The organism is Microbacterium sp. UBA1097 (genome assembly GCF_002313585.1).
Classification (GTDB): domain Bacteria; phylum Actinomycetota; class Actinomycetes; order Actinomycetales; family Microbacteriaceae; genus Microbacterium.
The window spans coordinates 80,224-100,192 of sequence record NZ_DCBW01000005.1 but is presented as its reverse complement, the minus strand read 5'-3'; the positions used below and the strand labels follow the sequence as shown (position 1 = coordinate 100,192).

Genomic DNA, 19,969 nt, shown 5'->3' with positions numbered 1-19,969 from the left:
CGTCTTCACCTCGAAAGGGGAGCGTCCGTCCGCGGATGCTCCCCTTTCGCGCGCGTAGGCTGAGGGGATGGATTCCCGCCTGCTGCGGGCGATCGGCCCGGCGACGCTCGTGACGGTCGCCGTCGTCGTGATGGTGGCCTCCCTCGCGTACGGCGGCGGCGCCGCGCCGCTGGTGATCGCGGATGCCGGACCCGTGGTCCGCTGGGGTCTGCCGACCACGACGCTGATCTTCAACCTCGCGGCAGCCGGGCTGCTGGGATCACTGATCCTGGCCCTGTTCGCCCTGAAGGCCGGCGACAGGGCTTTCGATGTGGCCCTGGACGTGGCATCCGTCTCGGCAGCCGTCTTCACCGTCGCCGCCGGTGTCACGGGCTTCTTCACGTTCATCGACGCCTTCAACGCACAGGTCACGCTCGGCCCCGAGTTCGGGGCGCAGTTCGGCAAGTTCCTCACCGACACCGAACTCGGTCGCGCGTGGCTGCTCACCACGGTGTTCGGGGCACTGCTGACGGTGCTCACCTTCGCGGTCCGCTCGTGGACGGGAACCTTTCTGGTCGCTATCCTCGCGATCGCTGCCCTCGTCCCGGTGGGCACGCAGGGCCACTCGGGCGAGGAGGCCAACCACAACGCCGCGGTGATGGCCACGGTGCTCCACATCGAAGGAGCGGCTCTCTGGCTCGGGGGACTGCTGCTGCTCATCGTCATCCGGCCCCTGCTGCCCGCCGAGCGGATGACGACAGTGCTGCGCCGGTACTCGACCATCGCGATAGTGGCGTTCGTGGTCGTCGCGGCATCCGGGTACGTGCGCGGTGTCATCGGCGTCGTGACGTGGGAGGCGATGCTCTCGCCGTACGGCGCGATCCTCGCCCTGAAGATCGTCGCGCTCGTCGCCATGGGGCTGCTCGGGGCCTGGTACCGGCTTCGGCTGATCGATCGGATGCGCGAGAGTCGCGCATCCCGGTTCTTCTGGTGGCTGATCCTCGCTGAGATCGGGTTCATGGGACTTGCGAGCGGTGCCGCCGTCGCGCTCGCGCGCACCCCACCGCCGGTCGACACGTCGCTGCCCGAGCTGCGGACGCCGGCCGAGTTCCTCACGGGCGCGGCGCTACCGCCCGAGCTGACCCCGTGGCAGTGGGTGGCCGCGTGGGAGATCGACCTGCTGTGGGCGCTGCTGTGCGCATTCGCGGCGTTCTTCTATCTCGCCGGCGTCTGGCGCCTTCGTGCCCGCGGCGATCGGTGGCCGCTGTATCGCACGGTGCTGTTCCTCTCGGGCCTCGTCATGCTCGCCTGGATCACCAACGGTGCACACAACGTCTACCAGGAGTACCTGTTCAGCGTTCACATGTTCGGGCATATGGCGCTCACGATGGGCATCCCGCTGCTTCTGGTCGCGGGAGCCCCGGTCACCCTCGCACTGCGTGCTGTACGCAAGCGGGACGACGGCACGCGCGGTGGCCGCGAGTGGATCCTCTGGGCCATCCACACGCCGTTCGCGACGGTCGTGACCAACCCGTTCTTCGCCGCCGGGAACTTCGTCCTCTCGCTCTGGCTGTTCTACTACACCGACCTGTTCCGCTGGAGTCTGTACGACCACCTCGGGCACGAGTGGATGATTTTCCACTTCCTGATCACGGGCTACCTGTTTGTGCTGTCGCTGATCGGCATCGATCCGGTGCCCTACCGCCTTCCCTACCCGTTCCGCCTGCTCATCCTCATCGGCGTCATGGCGATGCACGCCTTCTTCGGTATCGCGATCATGATGAACAGCGGGTTGATGGTGGCCGAGTGGTTCGGGTCGATGGGCCGCACGTGGGGGGCGACGCCGCTCGAGGACCAGTACATCGGCGGGGGCATCGCATGGTCGATCGGAGAGATCCCGACCCTCATCCTCGCGATCACCGTCGCCATTCAGTGGAGCCGCAGCGACGAGCGCGCGCAACGGCGCGAGGACCGGCAGGCCGAGCGCACGGCGGATGCCGAACTCGAGGAGTACAACGCTCGGCTGGCGCAGCTCGCCGAGCGCGACGCACGCGTGGGGCGCTGAGCTCGGCCGACCCTCACCCGAGCAGGATCGAGGCCGTGCCGTCGGGAAGGATGTCGATGGTGCCCGTGACCACGAACGGGACATCGACACTCACATCGCTCACGCTGCCGTCGAACAGGGAGCGAGAGCGAAGCTCGATGTGCGCCATGGCGGCTGCCTCAGCGATGCGCCACCCGGCGCCGTCGGCCACGAGCGACACCGTCGGGTCCTGCACGATCGACCACGTCGGCAGAGTGACGATTCGATCGGTGAGATCGAACCCGAACGGGCAGGCGGTGGGCTGCAGAACCTGCTGCAGCGTGCACTCCTCGAGGAAGGCATCCACCTTGTCTTGCACGAGGGTGACGAACTCGTCGGATGCCGTCGCGGTGACCGTGACCGGGACACTTGTGAACGGGACGTCGGAGAGCATCGCAACTCCCGGCGAGGTCGCGGTGGGGGTGTCGACGGTCACCGAGTAGATGCCGGGTGAGAACACGAGCAGGGGAATCGACGCTGACAGGTCGGCGGCGACTCCGTCGGGCGAGACCTGCCGCTTGTCCACGCTGAAGCCGTTCACCGCGAACTCCGCCGATCCGTTGACGGTGAGATCCATGACCGCGATGGGGCTCTGCGCGAACTCCCAGCGCGGGAAGATCCCGATCATGCCGTCCTGTACCACCGAGAACGTCGTGGATGCGTCGTGGCCGCCCGCGGAGTACGCGAGGGTCACCGCGACGGTGTCGCCGCTTCTCGTTTCAGACACGACACGGATGTCGCTGAGATCGCCGAGCGCGCTGGAGCGAAGGAAGTCCTCGGAAGCGTTGGCGGGGAGCCCAGCGGCCTCCAGGTCGGCTGACGAGACCGCGACCCCCGGCACGGCAAGCGCCTGGGTGGCATTGCCGTCAGCGAGCAGGTTTGCGTAGCGCACCACGAAGGCCGACGGGCTGTAGAACTGCGCGTAGAGGGTCGCTCCCGCGGCGATGAACGCGGCGATCAGCAGTAGGCCGACCGCCGAGAGGATGATGAGGTCGCCGGTGAGTGAGCGGCGCGCGTCCCGGCGGCCGCGGCGAGACGCGCGCTGCGCGGCGCCTGTCGCGAGTGGCGTCTCGGGCGCGATGGCAGCACCGCCCGACGCGTTCTCCCCCGTGGTGCTCACGGCACCAGTCTAGGAACGACGTGCTGTGAGGACGCCCTGCCGCGGCGCGCGCTGGGTAGCATGGCCCGGTGCAGGCGCCCGAACTCTCCGCAGAGCAAGAGGCGCTGTTCCGACTCATCGAGGACACGCGCGACCACGTGTTCGTGACCGGTCGGGCCGGAACCGGCAAGTCGACGCTCCTGCAGCACCTGTCCTACCGGACCAGCAAACAGATCGCCGTCTGTGCGCCCACCGGTGTCGCTGCCCTCAACGTCGAAGGCCAGACGATCCACTCTCTGCTGCGCTTGCCGATCGGTTTGATCGCGGACGCCGACCTCGAGCATCCGGATGCCACCCGCAAGCTGCTGAACGCCATCGACACCCTCGTGATCGACGAGATCTCGATGGTCAACGCCGACGTCATGGACGCCATCGATCGTTCCCTTCGGCAGGCACGAGGTCGGCGTGCCGAGCCGTTCGGTGGAGTGCAGATCGTCATGTTCGGGGATCCGTACCAGCTCGCGCCGGTGCCGCCACGACATGGCGACGAGCAGCGGTACATCCGCGATCACTACCGGTCGTTCTGGTTCTTCGATGCGCGGGTGTGGGCGGGGTCGGACGCGGCGCTTCCCGGATCGGAGGGGTCGTCGCTGCTGGATCTCGGGCGGTACGGCGCATCGCTCCAGATCCGCGAGCTCGCCGAGATCCATCGGCAATCCGATCCGGAGTTCCGCCGGATGCTGGGAGCCGTGCGCCACGGTCGGGTCACCGCCGACATCGCCCAGGTGCTCAACGACACTGGCGCTCGCACCCCGCCGGTGGGTGGGGCCGACGAACCTCCGATCATCACGCTTGCCACACGCAACGACATCGTCACCCGCATCAACCGTGCTCACCTGGATGCGCTGCCGGGTGCGACTCAGACGGCGCACGCCGAGATCAGCGGGGACTTCGGACGTGGGGATGCCGCGTATCCCGCCGACGCGGAACTGCAGCTCAAGGTGGGTGCTCAGGTCATGTTCTTGCGCAACGACGTGTCGACATTCGGCCAGCCGCCCCGGTGGGTGAACGGCACCATCGGAACCGTGACGCGGATCGCCGGCGGCACGGTGCGCGTGGAGGTCGATGGTGAACAGATGGATGTCGAGCCCGCCGTCTGGGAAAGGTTCCGGTACGCGTACAACTCGTCGACGCGGTCGATCTCGCGCGAGATCGTGGCGGAGTTCACCCAGTTCCCGCTGCGCCTGGCGTGGGCGGTGACGATTCACAAGTCGCAGGGGAAGACGTACGACAGAGCCATCATCGACCTGGGCTCGGGTGCTTTCGCGCCCGGCCAGACCTACGTGGCGCTGAGCCGCCTGACCTCGCTTGACGGGCTCTACCTGACGCGCCCGTTGCGGCCCCGTGACATCCGGGTCGACCCCGATGTGCAGCGGTTCATGGCTGCCGTCCGCGGGCGAGCCTGAGGATCGCTCAGGCGATCTCGGCGATGCTGCCCGAAGCCTTGGCGGCGGCAAGGTCGACGAAGACATCGGTGTTGAACTGGTAGGCGCGGAGCACTTCGTCGATGACGCGCTCCTGTTCGTCGGCGTCCCAGGGAGCGGCATCCAGTTGCTCCCGATACACGTCCTTGAACGCGCGCGGGTCGGCGATGTCGTCGAAGACGTAGAAGCCGATGCCGTTGGTCTCGAAGCCGAATTGACGCGCCATGAGCTTGCCGATGAACTGGCCGCCCGAAAGGTCGCCGAGGTAGCGGGTGTAATGGTGGGCGACGTATCCCCCGGCCCAGGTGGAGCCGACCTCGTTGATCCGGTCGACGTAACGCTGGGTACTCGGGAGTGGGGCGATCCGGTCGCGCCAATCCGGTCCGATGAGGAACTCGAGGTCGGCCTCCAGCGCCGGAATGCGGGTGAGCTTCTCGCTGATGAAGGGCGCGGCGACGGGGTCGTGGCGCATCACCTCGGCAGCGCGCTCGATCGCGTCGTACATGAACCAGTGCTGGGCGACCAGCGCGATGTAGTCCTCGCGCGTGCCCTCGCCCTTCACGAGATCGCTCATGAAGCCGGCGTGTTCACTGCCCGAGTGGGCATTGCTCGAACGCTCGCGCAGGGCGGCCGAGAATGGGGTCACGGGTGTCATGGGCACCAGTGTACCTTCAGGTAAGCAGAACCTGACAAGCCCAAAGTCCCCGTGGTTGCGGGTCGGCGCCACTCACTCGTGCGGTCGGGGCTGGACTCCCAGACGCTCGCACGCCGCGTCATAGAGCTTCACGATCTCGGCCCGAATCTGCGGGCGCTCCGTGATGGGGCCCCCCGGCCATGGCACGGACACGGTGACCGTCGCGCCATCGCCCATTTCGGCATCCCACACGCCGCCGTTGCCGTCGAGATCCGACATGACCGCACTCACGGCATCCGCCTGCCCGAACGCCCTGACGATCAGAAGATTGTCGCCGCCGTGGTCGCCGTTCATGTGGGCAAGGACGCCGGTGCGGATGCTGTCGTCGAAGCGATACGTCATGGTCACAGCGTAGGGGCCGTGATCTTCGTGTGATGTTGATGTGTTTGAATGCTGAATGCACGAACAACGGGGGTTGGGTATGGGTGCGACGATCCTCAGGAGGCGATGGAGCGCCCTCGGGATCGCGACGGTTGCCCTCGCGGCCACCCTGGTTGGGTGCGCTCCCACGGAAACCGTCGAGATCGACGTGCCGGCCCAGGTCGAGGGCGGCTTTCCCGCCGACACTCAGTCGCAGCTGGATGCGGCGCTGGCCGAGGCCATGGCCGCGACCGGATCGTCGGGCGCCATCGTGGGCGTCTGGGCGCCCTGGAGCGGCTCCTGGGTCGCCGGCGTCGGGACGCAGTCTCCGTCGAGCTCGCAGGAGGTCACCTCCGACATGGAGTTCCGCGCAGCGCGCGTGACGCGTGCCATGACCTGCGACGTGCTCTACGCGCTCGTCGAGAAGGAGGTCGTCGCCCTTGGCGACAAGGTCTCAGACTACGTCGGGGGCGCATCCGGCCTGGAAGACGTGACCCTGGGTCAGCTGTGCGACAGCTCGTCGGGCCTCGGCGCATCAGCGCCCTCGCTCTGGAATGACTGGCTGAAGACCCCGAACCGCGAGTGGCCCCCGCTCGAACTCGCCGCCTACGGCATGGGGCGAGAGCGCACCACCGATCCCGGCGACGCCTTCGTCGACTCGGATGCCGGTTACTTCTTGCTCGGTCTCGCGCTCGAGACGGCGACGGCGACATCCCTGCCCGACCTCGTCGAGCAGTACGTCACGGAGCCTCTCGCTCTCGATTCCACGTGGCTACCCGGTCCGGAGCCGGCGACACCGTCCGGTGACAGCGACACGCCGTCGCTGCGCGGCAACAACTCGCTGCCGGGCGAGGACGGGCAGTTGCTGTGCGCCGACCCCCTCGATATCACCACGCTATCCGCGAGCATCGGCTACGCCGACTCGGGAGCGGTCTCGACGATCACCGATCTTGGTCGCTACGCGCAGGCGCTTGCCACCGGCGCACTGCTGGCAGATGACCAGACGCGGTTCGATAGCCCCCGCGCGGTGTACCCGGGCGCACCGACCTGGTACACCTATGACGGCGGAGCCTTCACCGCTGGGGGCCTGATCGGTCAGCACGGCGCGATTCCGGGGTATCTCACAGCTGCCTACGCCGACCCCGACACCGGCCTCACTGTGGCGGTCGTCCTCAACAACTCCGCGGCTCCCGCGGGGCTTGCCGCCAACCTCGCCTGGGAACTTGCCGCGATCGCCTCGAAGGCCCCCGCCGCGGCAGGCGAAACAGCCCCCGCGGCCGGGCTGCCGTGGACCGCCGAACAGCAGGCCGAGACCATCCGCGGCGCAGCGGTGTGCCCGCTGCCTCAGCCGTGACCACGGACGCGGGGTGAACGCACCGCGCGCCGTCCCCCTGTCGTCGCCGCCGTTCGCGGTCGGGATGGTCGTCACGGGTCTGGTGTGTCAGGAGCTCGGGGCATCGCTCGCCGTGCTCTTGTTCCCCGCCCTCGGGCCCCTCGGGATCGTCTTCCTGCGCCTCGGCTTCTCGGCCGTCATCCTCATGATCATCGCTCGGCCGAGCCTTCGCGGTCATACGCCGGCAGCCTGGCGATCGGTCATCGGGTTCGGTCTGGTCCTCGCCCTCATGAACTGCCTGTTCTATCTGGCGCTCGCACGACTTCCTCTCGGGGTCACCGTGACGATCGAGGTACTCGGACCGCTCGTGCTCTCGGTGATCGCCGCGCGTCGCGCCAGCGCCTGGCTGTGGGCGGGACTCGCGCTCGTCGGGGTCATCGCCCTGGCCGGCGGCGGCTGGGACCGATTGGATCCCCTCGGCGTGCTGTTCGCCCTGGGAGCTGCCTCTAGTTGGGCGCTGTACATCCTCGCTTCTGCGCGGGTGGGGCGTGAGTTTCCGCGCCTCGATGGGCTCGCTCTCGCAATGGTCGTGGGGGCGCTTGCGGCACTGCCGTGGGGGTTGATCGCCGCCGGTGGCGCGCTCGTGCGCGTCGATCTGCTCGCGTTGGGCGCGGCAGTGGCAGTGCTGTCTTCGACCATCCCGTATGCACTCGAACTGTTGGCGCTGCGACGGCTGGCGGCATCCGCCTTCGCGATCTTGATGAGTCTCGCCCCGGCGACAGCGACCCTTGCCGGCTGGCTGCTGCTCGGTCAGGGCATGACGTGGCTCGAGATCGTCGGAGTCGCGTTGGTCATCGCCGCGAGCATCGGTGCGGTGCGTGCAGCATCAGCCCGAACGACAACCGGCGCGCACGGACCGGATGTCGCGCCAGCTGAGCCCTTGCCGTGAACCCGTGCCGCCTGCCGCGAGCTACCGCGCGGCCGCGTCGCCGAGGATCGTCGACACCAGGTGCGCGGTGAGGGTATCGGAGCCCTCGAAGAGCACCTGGGTCCGCACACCCTGGTGATCGCGAGGGCCGAGGCGCTGCCCGCGCATATCGACGACGGTCGAGCCGCGAGAGGGTCCGTCGGTCGTATCGATGACGACGGGAACTCGCAGGCCAGGGCCGATGCCCGGGGCGCCGGCCGCGGCCATCGCCGCCAGCGGGTCGTGGAGCGGGCTCAGCCGGGCGCCGAACTGAGGCACATAGAAGTCGAGGTAGTGATCGAGGATCTCGCCGACAGCGCGGGCGAACGGATCAGCGGAGGCGAGCAAGAGGCCGCGGTCGCTGTCGGTGAGGATGTGATTCATCGTGACGTCCAGGGGAACGAACGTCACATCCCAGTCGGCCCGCGCGAGGGCGTCGGCAGCCTCGGGGTCGTTGAAGATGTTCGCCTCCGCGACGGGGGTGATGTTGCCGGGGACGAGAGCTGCGCCACCCATCGTCGTGACACCGGCGATCCGCGACGGCAGCGAGGGGTCTCGCTCCAGAGCGATCGCGATGTTGGTGACGGGCCCGATAGTGAGGATGTGAAGCGCGCCAGCGTGAGCGTGGGACAGCTCGAGAAGAAGGTCTGCAGCGTCGCGATACGAGGCCGTGTTTCCTGCCTCGGGAAGGGCGACACCACCGATGCCGTTGGCGCCGTGCACGTGTGGCGCGCCGCCACTGTAGGGGTGGCTGAGGTGGTCGTGAGCGCCGACAGCGACGGGGATGTCGGGCGCGCCCGCCAGCGCCAGGAGGTCGAGGGTGTTGCGGGCCGCCTGCGCGGCATCCGTGTTGCCGCTGACCGTTCCGATGCCGACCAGCTCCACCAGGGGCGAGCGCAGCAGGTAGGCCAGGGCGACGGTGTCGTCGATACCGGTGTCGCAGTCGAGGTAGAGCGGAAGTGGCGCAGTCATGTCGCTCCCGAAGATGAGGTGAGCGGACGGCGCTGTCCGGGGCGCGTCGCGCACCCCTTCGGTTATATCGCGCGGTGACCCCTTGGTCGTAGCCGGGGTGATGCCGCGTGATGGAATGTAGACATGACATCCCCAGCCCCCGGTCCGCTCTGTGTGGTCGGAAGCATCAACGTCGACATTTCGGTCACCGTGGATCAGCTCCCGGTCCCCGGTGAGACGGTGCGTGGTGTCGGGCCGGTTCGGGGCGCCGGCGGCAAAGGGGCGAATCAGGCAGCTGCAGCCGCTCGACTGGGCGCGGCGGTACGGATGCTCGGGGCCGTTGGAGACGACGCCGACGGTCGGGCCATGCTCGAGAACCTGCGCCGCGCGGGAGTCGACACGTCAGGCATCCGTGTCGTCGCAGAACCGACGGGAACGGCAATCATCACGGTGGATGCCGCGGGCGAGAACACAATCGTGGTGTGCGCGGGCGCCAACGATACGGTCGATGGCGCGGGCCAGTTCACGCCCGATGAGGCCGTGCTCGCGCAGTTGGAGATCCCTCCGCACGCGATCGAGGCGCTCGCGGCATCCGTGCCCGGGTTCTTCGCGCTCAATGCCGCGCCCGCCCGCGAGGTCTCTGAGACGGTCTTGCGCCGTGCGGATCTGGTGATCGTCAACGACGCGGAGTTCGCCGCGCTCCCGGCAGTGTCGGCCGCGCGCCTGGTCGTCGTGACGCACGGAGCCCGGGGAGCTTCGTTGTGGCGAGAGGGGACGCGGGTGCTGACCGCTCCGTCACCCGTGGTCGACGCGGTGAGCGCCGTTGGGGCGGGGGACGCATTCAGTGCCGCCATCACGCTTGCCATCCACGCCGGGTGGCCCGACGAGGTTGCGCTCGCTGCCGCGTGCGCTGTGGGCGCCGACGCGGTGACCCACGTCGGCGCCCAGCCGCCCCTTCGTTCTCTCGCTGAGTACCGGTAGCGCTCAGCCGGTCACGTCGCGCGAGCGCAGGGCGAGAGCTGCCGCGCCCGTCAGCACGATCGCGACACCCCAGACCGCTGCGATGCCCCAGCTGAATCCCGATTCGAGCGGCGCCTCGCTGTAGGCCCAGGAGTACGGCGACAGCCGTTCAACCCACGCGAGATCCTCGGACTGGTTCGCGACAGCCTGAAGTGCGTACCCGTAGACGGCGATTCCCGCACCGGCCGCGACCCCGGCGATCCGGCGACCGGAGATCGCTCCGGCCAGCAGCGCGGCTGTGGCAGACAGTGCCCCCAGCCCCGTGAGGGCTGCTGTGGCAGCGACGATTCCGGATGCTTCGAGCCCGAGTTCCGAGGGACCGTTGAGGACCCCGACCACCACGCCGATGACGACGCCGAGCGCGATGAGCTTGACGAGGATAGCCAGCGCGTTCTCGAGGACATAGGCAACGCGGCCGATGCCGTGGGCGAGGTCGAGTTCCAGGCGGCCGTTCTCTTCGGCGCCACCGATCGCGCTCGCTCCCCAGGCGGTGGTTGCGATGACGATGAGCGCGAAACCGATCAGACCGAAGAAGGTTGCTTGCGCATATCCCGAGCCGGTGCCGATCTGGTCATAGCCGAGCGCGTCGACCAACTCCGGGGGAAGGGTGGCGATGATCTCCTCGAGCGAGCCGTTGCTGCCGAACGATGGAAACAGGGGAAGGTACAGAGCAAGGGCCGCGGTCAGACCCAGCGCCCACGCGAGCAGCCCGCGCCAGGAGTCGCGCAGGTTCCGGCCTGCGACAGGAAGCACACCGGCCATGTCACTCGCCTCCCATCGCTGCGGAAGTATCGGCGCTCGCGGCGCCGTACAGGCGCAACACCGACTCTTCGAGGTCGGGCTCTTCGATCAGCAGCTCCGCCACGTGGAAACGGGCCAGTGCCTTCACGAGTGGGTCGATTTCACCCTCGATCGTGGCGTGCACGATCACCCGGTCATCCTGCGCGCGAACCTCGGGAGGCGTGGCCGGCGACAGCGGTGTGAGTGCGCCGCGGACCGCGTCGGGGTCGGCATCCGTCATCACAGCCCGGATGCGGCGCACGGCGCCGAGCCGGAGCTCGTCGACAGCACCCGCCGCGACCATCCGGCCCTGGCTGAGCACCGCGACGTCGTCAGCTGCCTGCTGGATCTCGCTGAGGACATGAGAGCTCAGCAGGACAGTCTGGCCGTTGTGTCGGGCCTCCTGCACAAGCCCGAGGAACTCGCGCTGCATGAGGGGGTCCAGTCCGCTCGTCGGCTCGTCGAGGATGAGCAGCGGTGGCTCGTGCATGAATGCCTGGATGAGCCCGAGCTTCTGTTTGTTGCCCTTCGAGAGGGTGCGGACGGGACGGGACAGATCGCACGAGAGACGCTCGGCCAGCTGCTCGATCCGTCCCTGGCGCACCGGCCCCGAGACGCTCGCGTAGAAGTCGAGGAGACGTCGTCCGGTGGCGCGTCCCTCCATCCGCAACTCACCGGGGACGTAACCGATGCGTCGCCGGAGCGCGGCCCCGCCGGTTCGCGGATCAGTTCCCAGGACGCGGGCGGTGCCGCTGGTCGGCCGGATGATGTCGACCAGCATCCGGAGAGTCGTGGTCTTGCCGGCCCCGTTGGGGCCGATCAGGCCGAACACCGTGCCCTGAGTTACCGTGAGGGTGAGGCCGTGAAGGGCGGTGCGCCGCCCGTATTGCTTGCGCAGGTCGTTCAGTTCAATGGCAGGGGTCATCCCCTGCTCCTTTCGTCGCTGGAGTGTTGATGGATGCCGGGGTCAGCCGGCCAGCGGCGGGTCGGGATCCTGGTGCGGGTCGTTCTCACCTTTGCCCGAGGGCGGGCCGAGGGGTCGCGCCAGCGCGTCCTGCGCGGCGGTCAGCAGCCGGTCGTCCGCGTAGATGCCGTGGGTGTAGAGCTCCAGGAGTGGCAGGGGGAGCCGGCGAAGAAGCGCCTCGGTCAGGCCGTCCTCACCGAGGCTGCGAGCGAGCTGGCGGCGCAGCAGCACCGGGGCGAGGCCGTACAGCGTCACTGCGGTGACGGTCGCGTCCATGTCGGACTGTGGGCGCATCATCCCGGCCGCGGCCTGTTGCTCGAGCAGGTCGCGCGTCGCGGCGGCCAAGGAGTCGAACAGATCGTCTGCCGCCGCGGTGTCGGATGTCAGCATCCGGGACATGTAGTCCAGCAGCGGCTCATAGCGCTGGCGGTCAGCGAGGGCCTCCCGCATCATCGCTGACGCACCGCCACCTGCGAGGCGCCCCTTGTCGGTGACCAGTGTCTGGACGACATGGGCGTCGCACTCTTCGCGCAGGCCTTCCTTCGAGCCGAAGTGGTGCACGATCAGAGCGGCACTGACGCCCGCCCGTTGTGCGATGTCGCGCAGGCTCGCTGCGTCGAAACCGCGCTCCGCGAAAGCCGCGATGGCCGCATCGCGGATCCGCTCTCGGGTCGAGGCGTCAGGCATTGAACGCATGTTCAACAGGTTAAACACTTGTTCAGTGTGCCGTCAAGGGGCGCCGGCCTCCGTTGCTGGCGTCTGGAGGATCAGGCCCGCCGACGCGAACTATGTCTGGTCAGGCCCAATCCCGCAAGCCCCTGGGAAGCGGCGAACAGGTCAGCTAATCTCATCGATTGCGACGTGAGTACGCGCTCTGCAGACGAAAGGAGACCCCATGGGATTCATGGACGATGCGAGAAAGAACCTCGCGGAGGCTGCGGAGAACACTGCCGACGCCATCCAGGACGGCGTCGACCGCGTCAAGGACAAGGCCGAAGAGATGTCGGCCGAAGCTGACGTCAAGAAGGCGGAGGCCGAACGCGACGCCATCAAGGCTCGCAACGACGTCAAGGAAGAAGCCCGAGACTGACGTCCCCCTGAACCCGAAGGCCCGCGCAGAGTACTGCGTGGGCCTTCGATGTTCTCGGGCATTGGAGGGGCTGACGGGAATCGAACCCACCGCCACTCCACACGCCGCTTCGCGGCGCGCGTAGCCTCCGGCGGCGTGGGCCCGCCCGCGGGCGGACCGGTTCCTACGGCAACCACACGAATGCCCTCCCGCACGGCCTGCGGCCGCACGCGAGGGCAGTGGAGGGGCTGACGGGAATCGAACCCGCGCTGTCTGCTTGGGAAGCAGAAGTTCTGCCATTGAACTACAGCCCCATGCGCCGAAGCGCCCCGCCAGCATATCAAGGCGAGTCCGGGGAGTGACCGCAATCCTGCAACGCCCCCACAGCCTCGGTTCACCGCTGCAACAGACGTGGTTTACCCGCAGGACGCCGCCCGTTGGTGCCCGGTGCACGATCGCGAGAGAAACTCGCGCGTCGCCCGCGATTCGTGCTCGGTCATCCGTGTCATCCGCGGTGATCGTGAAAGGACCGTGGTGAGAACTCGCGCACTCGTCGCCCTGGTAGTCATGGCGGGACTCGGCCTGGCAGGCTGCTCGGCCACGTCCACACCTCTGCCTTCGCCGACGCTCACGCCGCTGGAGGGCACAGCCAGCGGCTCCGTCGGTGTCGTGCTCCCGGCAAGCGGCGAGCCGCGGTGGACCATGGCCGGCGACGCGCTCGAGTCGCTTCTCAATGAGGCGGGCGTGACGGTCACCGTGGACTATGCCGATGCCGCCGACCAGGATGCCCGGATCGAGGAGCTGATCGCTGCCGACGTCGACGTGTTGATCGTGACAGCGGCCGACGAGCAGGGCCTCGTGGACGGCCTGGCGACCGCAGAGGCAGCCGGCGTCGACGTGATCGCGCTCGACCGGCTCCCGATCAACGCGGTCGGCGTCGACTTCTTCGTCGCGCCCGACCTCTACGGGTTCGGATACGGAGCGGGGGCTGCTGCCACCGCTGCGCTCGGACTCAGCGACGAGCAGGGCAATCCCACGGGCGTCGTCGTCGACGACCCGTTCCGGATCGAAGTGTTCGGCGCAGACACCGACGACTGGGACTACTGGTTCTTCTACAACAGCTCGGTTCGCGACAGCCTCGCCGCCTATCTTGAGTCCGGCGATCTCGTCGTGGGCTCGGGCCAGATCGACGGCGAGGATGTCGCAACGGCTGACGGCTCGCGCGAAGCCGCCCAGGCGCGGATGACGTCGATCCTCGAATCGTCTTACGCAGACGGCGAGAAGCTCTCTGCCGTGGTGACGGCATCCGCTGAAGTCGCCGACGGCGTTCGTGCCGCGCTGGCTGATTCCGGCCGATCGGACGTCATCGTCACGACTGTCGGCGACGACCCGGCAACGATCAGATCCCTCGGCAACGGGCTCGACGCTACGGTGTTCTCCGACATCCGTGTCCTTGCCCGAACTGCCGCCGAAACCGCTGTTGCGGAGCTGAATGGCACAGAGGCGGCGCTCTCGCGCACGGAGGACTACTTCACGAACACCGGCTCGGTGACCACTCGCCTCGTATGGCCGGAGATCGTGACCGAGCAGTCTCGCCAGGCCAAGATCGTCGACACTTGGTACTACACCGCGGACCAGCTCGGCTGACGCTGAGCGAGGGGTCCTCTAGGCTGGCCTCGTGCTGCTCTCGGACCGCGACATCCGTCATGAAATCTCCGCCGGTCGGGTCGCGCTCGACCCATGGGATGCCGAGATGGTGCAGCCCTCGAGCGTAGACGTTCGCCTCGATCGCTACTTCCGGCTGTTCGACAACCATAAGTATCCGTTCATCGACCCCGCCGTCGACCAGCCCGATCTCACACGGCTGATCGAAGTGGCACCCGACGAACCGTTTATCCTGCACCCGGGCGAGTTCGCCCTGGGTTCGACGTTCGAGCAGGTGACGCTCCCCGACGACATCGCCGCGCGGCTCGAAGGCAAATCCTCGCTCGGGCGGCTCGGGCTGCTCACCCACTCCACTGCGGGGTTCATAGACCCTGGCTTCTCGGGCCACGTGACCCTCGAGCTGTCGAACGTCGCTACCCTGCCGATCACGCTCTGGCCCGGCATGAAGATCGGGCAGCTGTGCTTCTTCCGGCTGTCGTCTCCCGCCGAGAACCCCTACGGATCTGGCCCGTACGGCAACCGCTACCAAGGACAACGCGGACCGACGGCATCCCGTTCGCACCAGAATTTTCACCGCACGGATGTCGGAACCCGCGCCGCGGAGTAGTCCGGCGCTTAGTCATCCTGTCTCTGGCTCAGCGAGCCGCCAGCAACAGTTCGGTCGCGCCTTCTTGCGGGTTGACGTGAGCCGAACCCGCAAGACGACGCGACCGATAGGTGTGTTTGGGGTCGGAATGCCTCAGCTTGCCGCTGACTCGCGACCGCGCGTGAAGCCGGCGTCAAAGCCCCGCTCGTAGGCGCGCTCGCCGCGGCGGTGCTCGCCCCGGTGAGGCTTGCCGTGACGGTGACCCTGTCGGTGCGAGCCGTGGTCACGGCCGTCGTCGCAATGGCGCGCATCGTTGTCGGCTTCGAACGCCGGACCGAACCCCGGACGGAAACCGGGGCCGAAGCCGCGTCCGAATCCGGGGTGGAACCCCGGTCCGAAGGGGCGACCGTGCCGCCCGCGGCCGAACCGGCCGAAGCCGAGGTCCGGGTCCAGGTCGTGCTCCTGCTCTCCGCCGAGTCCGCGGGCCATCGCCTGAAGTGACGCGATGGTCGTGGCGTAGTCCTCGGGTGAGACGGCGCCCGAGACGCTCTCACGGATGCCGGACACGGCCTCGGCGAGGCGTTCCTTCATCTCACGACCGGCGTCGGTGAGCGTCCAGTCGCCGGATCCGTTCTGCTCGATCCAGCCGCGTTCCTCGAGGCGGCGCATCCGCTTGCCTCGAGGTGCTCGGGCCCAGGCGGGCGTGCCGTCGATGACGCCCAGCAGCATCCAATCGCGGCGGTCAGCGCCGCACTCGGCGAGGCGTGTGTCGAACTCGCGGCTGATCAGGGCCTCGACCAGGCGCAGCCAGTAGCCGAGCGGGCGGTCGCTCCCGGCGGGAGCGTCTTCGTGGTGTTCTTCGTGGGTGTTCATGGGGAATCCGCTCTGGCGGGCAGAACCCGCGTCGTCTCCGGGCGCTCTTTTGCGTTGCTCCGGAATGCATGTATTAGTGCATGTACTTGCATGGTGGCATGTAATCGATATCCATGTCAACTCGCATGTAAATTGGAGGGATGCCGAGCTCGCCGTCCGACCCCATCGATCAGATCGCGGCGGCACTCGTTCGCCTGCGAGGACGGCGCGGCCACCTGCCGTGGATGCCTCCAGGGCCGCACGACTCGCAGAACCACGGGACCGACGACGCGGACGGCCATCGTCGGCGCGGTCATCACCGAGGCGGCCCCGGCTTCGGTCCGGGCGCCGGCTGGGGCCCGTGGGTGGGACCGATGGGCTCGAAAGAACATCGCGGCGATGCCCGCATCTCGGGTCCGGCGCGGATGCGTGTGCTTGAAGTGCTGGCATCCAGCGACCATCCGCTCACTGTGAGCGAGCTCGGCGAAGCGATCGGCGTCGATCAGCCTCGCGCATCGCGCCTCGTGCAGCAGGGGGTCGAGTTCGGGCTCGTTCGCCGCGAGGCCGACCCCGACGATGCCCGCCGAACGCGGATCGTTCTCACCGAGAAGGGCGAGACCTTCGTCCGCGGCTTTCGCGATCAGCGACGCGATGCGATCACGACGGCCCTGGCATCCTTCACGGATGCCGAACGCACCGACCTCGCCCGTCTGCTGACCAAGCTCGCCGACGCCTGGCCCAGCTGACCCGCCTCGCTGCATCCCGTAGGTAGGAGTAATCACCCAGGTAGGACGGATGCCGCCCCAATACTCCTACGTAGGCGAGTTGTCCTACATCGCGGAGGCGAGCGCCGCGCTCAGACCGCCGAGCGCTTGGGCAGCCGCACGAGCAGCAGCAGGATGAGGCCGAGCAGGAGCACCAGTCCGATGCCGAGGACGCCGAAGATGGTCGAGCCGAAATACGCGATGAAGACGGTCCACATGGCCGGGGAGAGGAAGCTCGCGACGCGTCCGGTTGTGGCGTAGAGCCCGAAGATCTCACCCTGCATCCCGGTCGGGGTGACGCGAGCGAGCAGCGAGCGGGATGCTGCCTGCGCCGGCCCGACCATGGCCGAGAGGATGAGTCCGCCGATCCAGAAGATGACGGCACCCAGGTCGTGGAACGCGAAGACGACGAACGCGACGACCACGAGGGTGGTCAGGGCGACGACGATGACGGCCTTCGCGCCGAACCTGTCGTCGAACCGACCCGCGATGATCGTCGACAGCCCGGCCACGACATTGGCCGCGATCGCGAACAGGATGACGTCGGTCGGCCCGAATCCGAACGCGACGGCTGCGAGCACTCCGCCGAATGCAAAGACCCCGGCCAAACCGTCGCGGTACACGGCGCTGGCGATGAGGAACCAGAAGGTCGGACGGTGCTCCCGGAACAGGCGCGCGATGTCGTGCACGAGCACCACATAGCTGCGGAAGAAGCCCACGCTTTGGCCGGGCGCCGAGGGCGGGGGCTCGGGGACGTTCCGAAAGAGCGGGATGGAGAAAAGGATCGTCCACACACCGCATCCGACCGCGATCAGGCGATACGCGAGGCCGTCGGAGGTGTCCATCCCGAACCAGTCCGCGAACGTGAGAGCGACGACGATCACGAGGGCGACGATTCCGCCGATGTAGCCCATGCCCCAGCCGAGGCCGCTGACCTTGCCGACCGTCTTCGGCGTTGACACCTGGACGAGCAGCGCGTTGTAGTTGACGCCGGCGATCTCGGAGATGACCGCACCCACGGCCAGCACGGCCGCGCCGTACCAGAAGAAGACGGGCTGGGCGTAGACGAAGAACAACGCGAACTGCGTGAGCGCGAGGAGCATCGTGAACACGAAGAGCCAGCGCTTCTTGCTGCCCCGGCGATCGGCCTGTTGGCCGAGGACCGGCGCGAGAAACAGGATCAGCAGCCCCGCGATGGTGGTGACCAAGCCGTACCCGCTGGTGAGGTCGGCCAGCGCCGCCTCCTTTACAGGGGAATCATCGGGGAGCGAAGCGACGTCAGCGGGCAGGAAGCTGTCGGAGACGAGGTACAGGGCCGCGAAGACGAAGGTGAGGATGACGGAGTTGAAAGGCTGGGTCGCCCAGTCCCAGAACGCCCACGAGATCACCTGCTTGCGCGGGACGTGCCGCTCCTCGGTGGAGTCCTGGAAGAGCACCGCCAGGCTCTCGAGGGCATCGGTGTCGGTGGTCGGCGGAGGAGTCGGCACACCGGTTGCGTCGGGTGTCGGGGCCTGGGCCTCGCGGAGTTCGGGCTCGCTGTCGCTCACTCGCCATACGCTAGGGGTCCAGAGTGAACATTGGGTAGCCCTTTTGGTGGGAAGATGGGCGCATGCCCGTTCACGTGGAGCGCGCCGAGCTACCCGGCATCGGCATCCGTCACGACATCCTCACCGACGATGGTCGGCGTCTCTCGGTGGTGAACTTCCGCGAGGGCGGTCGAGAGATAGCGATCTCCGACGAGGACGACCCCGACCGCTGCGGTGACACCCTCGCGTTGACGGATGACGAGGCCACGGCGCTCTCGGAGGTGCTCGGCGGCTCGGTGATCCTCACCCAGCTGGCGGGCCTGCAGGAGGCCTTCGCCGGCCTGCAGATCGAGAAGATTCCCGTGCGGGCAGACTCCCCGTACGTCGGGCGACCCCTCGGCGACACGAAAGCGCGCACGCTCACGCGCTGCTCCGTCGTGGCCATTGTGCGCGAGTCGGGCGTGATCCCGGCGCCCGAGCCCTCCGACGCGCTGCGCGCCGGAGACACCCTGGTCGTCGTCGGCACCCGTGAGGGTCTTGAGCACCTGGTCCGGATCCTGAACGGCGCTTGATCGATGCATGATGGCGCGCTGCTCTTTCTCGAGATCGGCGCGCTGCTGTTCGGTATCGCGCTGTTGGGTCGCCTCGCGGGCCGCATCGGGATCTCCCCGATCCCGCTGATCCTCCTGGGCGGCCTCGCGTTCGGTGAGGGCGGCATCCTGCCGATCTCACAGGGCGAGGAGTTCATCGAGGTCGGCGCCGAGATCGGCGTCATCCTGCTGCTGGTGATGCTGGGCCTGGAGTACAACGCGAAAGAGCTGATGGGCAGCCTCAACCGGTCGCGGATGGCCGGCGGGATCGATATGGCCCTGAACGCCATTCCGGGCGCTATCGCCGGCTTCGTTCTCGGCTGGGGTCCCGTGGGTGCGCTGGTTCTCGCGGGGATCACCTGGATCTCCTCATCCGGTGTCGTCGCGAAAGTGCTGCAGGATCTCGGCCGCCTCCCCAACCGAGAGACACCGACGATCCTCTCGATCCTGGTGATCGAGGATCTGGCGATGGCGTTCTATCTGCCGGTCCTGACCGCTGTGCTGGTCGGCATGGATCTTGCCGCCGGCGCGATCAGCGTCACGATCGCCCTCGCGGCGGTGCTCCTGATCCTGTGGGTCGCGCTCCGGCACGGACCGCTCGTCTCCAAGCTCGTCTGGTCCAAGCGCGCCGACGTGCTACTGCTGTCGGTCCTGGGACTGACGCTCGTCGTGGCGGGGCTTGCCGCAGAGGCGAACGTGTCGGCCGCGGTCGGGGCCTTCCTCGTCGGGATTGCGATCTCGGGTCCCGCGGCAGAGCACGCGACGCAGGTTCTCACCCCCCTGCGCGATCTGTTCGCGGCGGTGTTCTTCTTGTTCTTCGGGCTGTCGACCAACCCCGCCGATCTGCCTCCGGTTCTGGTGCCCGCGCTCATCCTCGCGATCGTCACCATGGGCACAAAGGTGCTCACCGGCTACCTGGCTGCGCGCAAAGCCGGGATCGCCGAACCCGGCCGCTGGCGCGCTGGTTTCGCCCTGACGCCGCGCGGAGAATTCTCGATCGTCATCGCGGGACTTGCCGTGTCCGCCGGTGCCGACCGGTCCCTTGCCGCCCTCGCGACGGCCTACGTGCTCATCACCATCGTGGTCGGGCCCCTCCTTGCCCGAATCCCCGACACCGCGCGGTTCGACACTTGGGCCAAGGGGCGGCAGAAGGCGCGGCGGATGCGACGGCGGGCGGCGGCGGCGGAAGGCTGACGGTACCGT

At 68.0% G+C, this 19,969-nt stretch carries 20 protein-coding genes and 2 tRNA genes; 11 read left to right on the top strand and 11 right to left on the bottom strand.

Annotated elements, in window-relative coordinates; all coding sequences use genetic code 11:
- Positions 1–67 precede the first annotated feature (67 nt).
- A complete protein-coding gene (locus B4F19_RS00835; RefSeq protein ID WP_292732261.1) occupies positions 68–2,044 on the top strand; it encodes a cytochrome c oxidase assembly protein in 1,977 nt (658 codons plus the stop codon).
- A 13-nt stretch (positions 2,045–2,057) separates the two neighbouring features.
- Here B4F19_RS00835 and B4F19_RS00830 read toward each other — a convergent pair whose 3' ends face one another.
- The gene (locus B4F19_RS00830; protein ID WP_228179501.1) at positions 2,058–3,182 is read right to left on the bottom strand and encodes a hypothetical protein; all 1,125 of its coding nucleotides are present in this window, start codon (positions 3,180–3,182) and stop codon (positions 2,058–2,060) included.
- 68 nt (positions 3,183–3,250) lie between these two features.
- Between B4F19_RS00830 and B4F19_RS00825 the strand changes: the two genes are divergently transcribed.
- Positions 3,251–4,627 carry an ATP-dependent DNA helicase gene (locus tag B4F19_RS00825; RefSeq protein WP_292732260.1) on the top strand — a complete coding sequence of 459 codons (1,377 nt, stop codon included), beginning with the start codon at positions 3,251–3,253 and terminating at the stop codon, positions 4,625–4,627.
- Positions 4,628–4,634: 7 nt separating this feature from the next.
- Here B4F19_RS00825 and B4F19_RS00820 read toward each other — a convergent pair whose 3' ends face one another.
- Both B4F19_RS00820 and B4F19_RS00815 read right to left on the bottom strand, forming a co-directional pair.
- A complete protein-coding gene (locus tag B4F19_RS00820; protein ID WP_292732259.1) occupies positions 4,635–5,300 on the bottom strand; it encodes a heme oxygenase (biliverdin-producing) in 666 nt (221 codons plus the stop codon).
- 72 nt (positions 5,301–5,372) lie between these two features.
- Positions 5,373–5,681, bottom strand: a complete 309-nt coding sequence (locus tag B4F19_RS00815) for a DUF2470 domain-containing protein (protein ID WP_228179504.1) — start codon at positions 5,679–5,681, stop codon at positions 5,373–5,375.
- A 79-nt stretch (positions 5,682–5,760) separates the two neighbouring features.
- Here B4F19_RS00815 and B4F19_RS00810 point away from each other — a divergent pair, with 79 nt between their 5' ends.
- A complete protein-coding gene (locus B4F19_RS00810) occupies positions 5,761–7,053 on the top strand; it encodes a serine hydrolase domain-containing protein (RefSeq protein ID WP_228179505.1) in 1,293 nt (430 codons plus the stop codon).
- A 64-nt stretch (positions 7,054–7,117) separates the two neighbouring features.
- Positions 7,118–7,981 carry an EamA family transporter gene (locus tag B4F19_RS00805; protein WP_292728224.1) on the top strand — a complete coding sequence of 288 codons (864 nt, stop codon included), beginning with the start codon at positions 7,118–7,120 and terminating at the stop codon, positions 7,979–7,981.
- 21 nt (positions 7,982–8,002) lie between these two features.
- Here B4F19_RS00805 and B4F19_RS00800 read toward each other — a convergent pair whose 3' ends face one another.
- A complete protein-coding gene (locus tag B4F19_RS00800; protein ID WP_292732257.1) occupies positions 8,003–8,971 on the bottom strand; it encodes a nucleoside hydrolase in 969 nt (322 codons plus the stop codon).
- A gap of 123 nt (positions 8,972–9,094) precedes the next feature.
- Here B4F19_RS00800 and B4F19_RS00795 point away from each other — a divergent pair, with 123 nt between their 5' ends.
- A complete protein-coding gene (locus tag B4F19_RS00795) occupies positions 9,095–9,931 on the top strand; it encodes a PfkB family carbohydrate kinase (protein ID WP_292732256.1) in 837 nt (278 codons plus the stop codon).
- 3 nt (positions 9,932–9,934) lie between these two features.
- On the opposite strand, the gene B4F19_RS00790 is transcribed toward B4F19_RS00795, so the two are convergent.
- From B4F19_RS00790 to B4F19_RS00780, 3 genes are read right to left on the bottom strand one after another with little or no spacing between them, the layout of a single operon-like run.
- Entirely contained in the window at positions 9,935–10,732 is a 798-nt protein-coding gene (locus tag B4F19_RS00790) for an ABC transporter permease subunit (RefSeq protein WP_292732254.1), read from the bottom strand.
- Position 10,733: 1 nt separating this feature from the next.
- Complete coding sequence (locus B4F19_RS00785; protein ID WP_292728190.1) at positions 10,734–11,675, bottom strand: ABC transporter ATP-binding protein; 942 nt, start codon at positions 11,673–11,675, stop codon at positions 10,734–10,736.
- 42 nt (positions 11,676–11,717) lie between these two features.
- Positions 11,718–12,401: a TetR/AcrR family transcriptional regulator gene (locus tag B4F19_RS00780; RefSeq protein ID WP_292732252.1), complete on the bottom strand. Its 684-nt coding sequence runs from the start codon at positions 12,399–12,401 to the stop codon at positions 11,718–11,720.
- A 208-nt stretch (positions 12,402–12,609) separates the two neighbouring features.
- Here B4F19_RS00780 and B4F19_RS00775 point away from each other — a divergent pair, with 208 nt between their 5' ends.
- Positions 12,610–12,804 carry a hypothetical protein gene (locus tag B4F19_RS00775; RefSeq protein WP_292732250.1) on the top strand — a complete coding sequence of 65 codons (195 nt, stop codon included), beginning with the start codon at positions 12,610–12,612 and terminating at the stop codon, positions 12,802–12,804.
- Between the two features lie 62 nt (positions 12,805–12,866).
- Here the strand turns inward: B4F19_RS00775 and B4F19_RS00770 are convergent.
- Both B4F19_RS00770 and B4F19_RS00765 read right to left on the bottom strand, forming a co-directional pair.
- Positions 12,867–12,932, bottom strand: a tRNA-OTHER gene (locus B4F19_RS00770).
- Between the two features lie 91 nt (positions 12,933–13,023).
- A tRNA-Gly gene (locus B4F19_RS00765) sits at positions 13,024–13,097 on the bottom strand.
- A 220-nt stretch (positions 13,098–13,317) separates the two neighbouring features.
- On the opposite strand from B4F19_RS00765, the gene B4F19_RS00760 reads away from it, so the two are divergent.
- Positions 13,318–14,430 (top strand): substrate-binding domain-containing protein, encoded by a 1,113-nt coding sequence (locus B4F19_RS00760; protein ID WP_292732248.1) that lies wholly within the window; start codon positions 13,318–13,320, stop codon positions 14,428–14,430.
- Between the two features lie 31 nt (positions 14,431–14,461).
- Complete coding sequence (gene dcd, locus B4F19_RS00755; protein ID WP_292732246.1) at positions 14,462–15,055, top strand: dCTP deaminase; 594 nt, start codon at positions 14,462–14,464, stop codon at positions 15,053–15,055.
- Between the two features lie 132 nt (positions 15,056–15,187).
- On the opposite strand, the gene B4F19_RS00750 is transcribed toward dcd, so the two are convergent.
- Complete coding sequence (locus B4F19_RS00750; protein ID WP_292732244.1) at positions 15,188–15,907, bottom strand: MarR family winged helix-turn-helix transcriptional regulator; 720 nt, start codon at positions 15,905–15,907, stop codon at positions 15,188–15,190.
- Between the two features lie 353 nt (positions 15,908–16,260).
- On the opposite strand from B4F19_RS00750, the gene B4F19_RS00745 reads away from it, so the two are divergent.
- Complete coding sequence (locus B4F19_RS00745) at positions 16,261–16,632, top strand: MarR family winged helix-turn-helix transcriptional regulator (protein WP_292732242.1); 372 nt, start codon at positions 16,261–16,263, stop codon at positions 16,630–16,632.
- Between the two features lie 110 nt (positions 16,633–16,742).
- Here B4F19_RS00745 and B4F19_RS00740 read toward each other — a convergent pair whose 3' ends face one another.
- Complete coding sequence (locus tag B4F19_RS00740; protein WP_347424211.1) at positions 16,743–18,197, bottom strand: MFS transporter; 1,455 nt, start codon at positions 18,195–18,197, stop codon at positions 16,743–16,745.
- Positions 18,198–18,259: 62 nt separating this feature from the next.
- Between B4F19_RS00740 and B4F19_RS00735 the strand changes: the two genes are divergently transcribed.
- Positions 18,260–18,748 carry a cation:proton antiporter regulatory subunit gene (locus B4F19_RS00735; protein WP_228178247.1) on the top strand — a complete coding sequence of 163 codons (489 nt, stop codon included), beginning with the start codon at positions 18,260–18,262 and terminating at the stop codon, positions 18,746–18,748.
- 3 nt (positions 18,749–18,751) lie between these two features.
- Positions 18,752–19,960, top strand: coding sequence for a cation:proton antiporter (locus B4F19_RS00730; protein WP_228178248.1), 1,209 nt, complete (start codon positions 18,752–18,754; stop codon positions 19,958–19,960).
- Positions 19,961–19,969 lie beyond the last annotated feature (9 nt).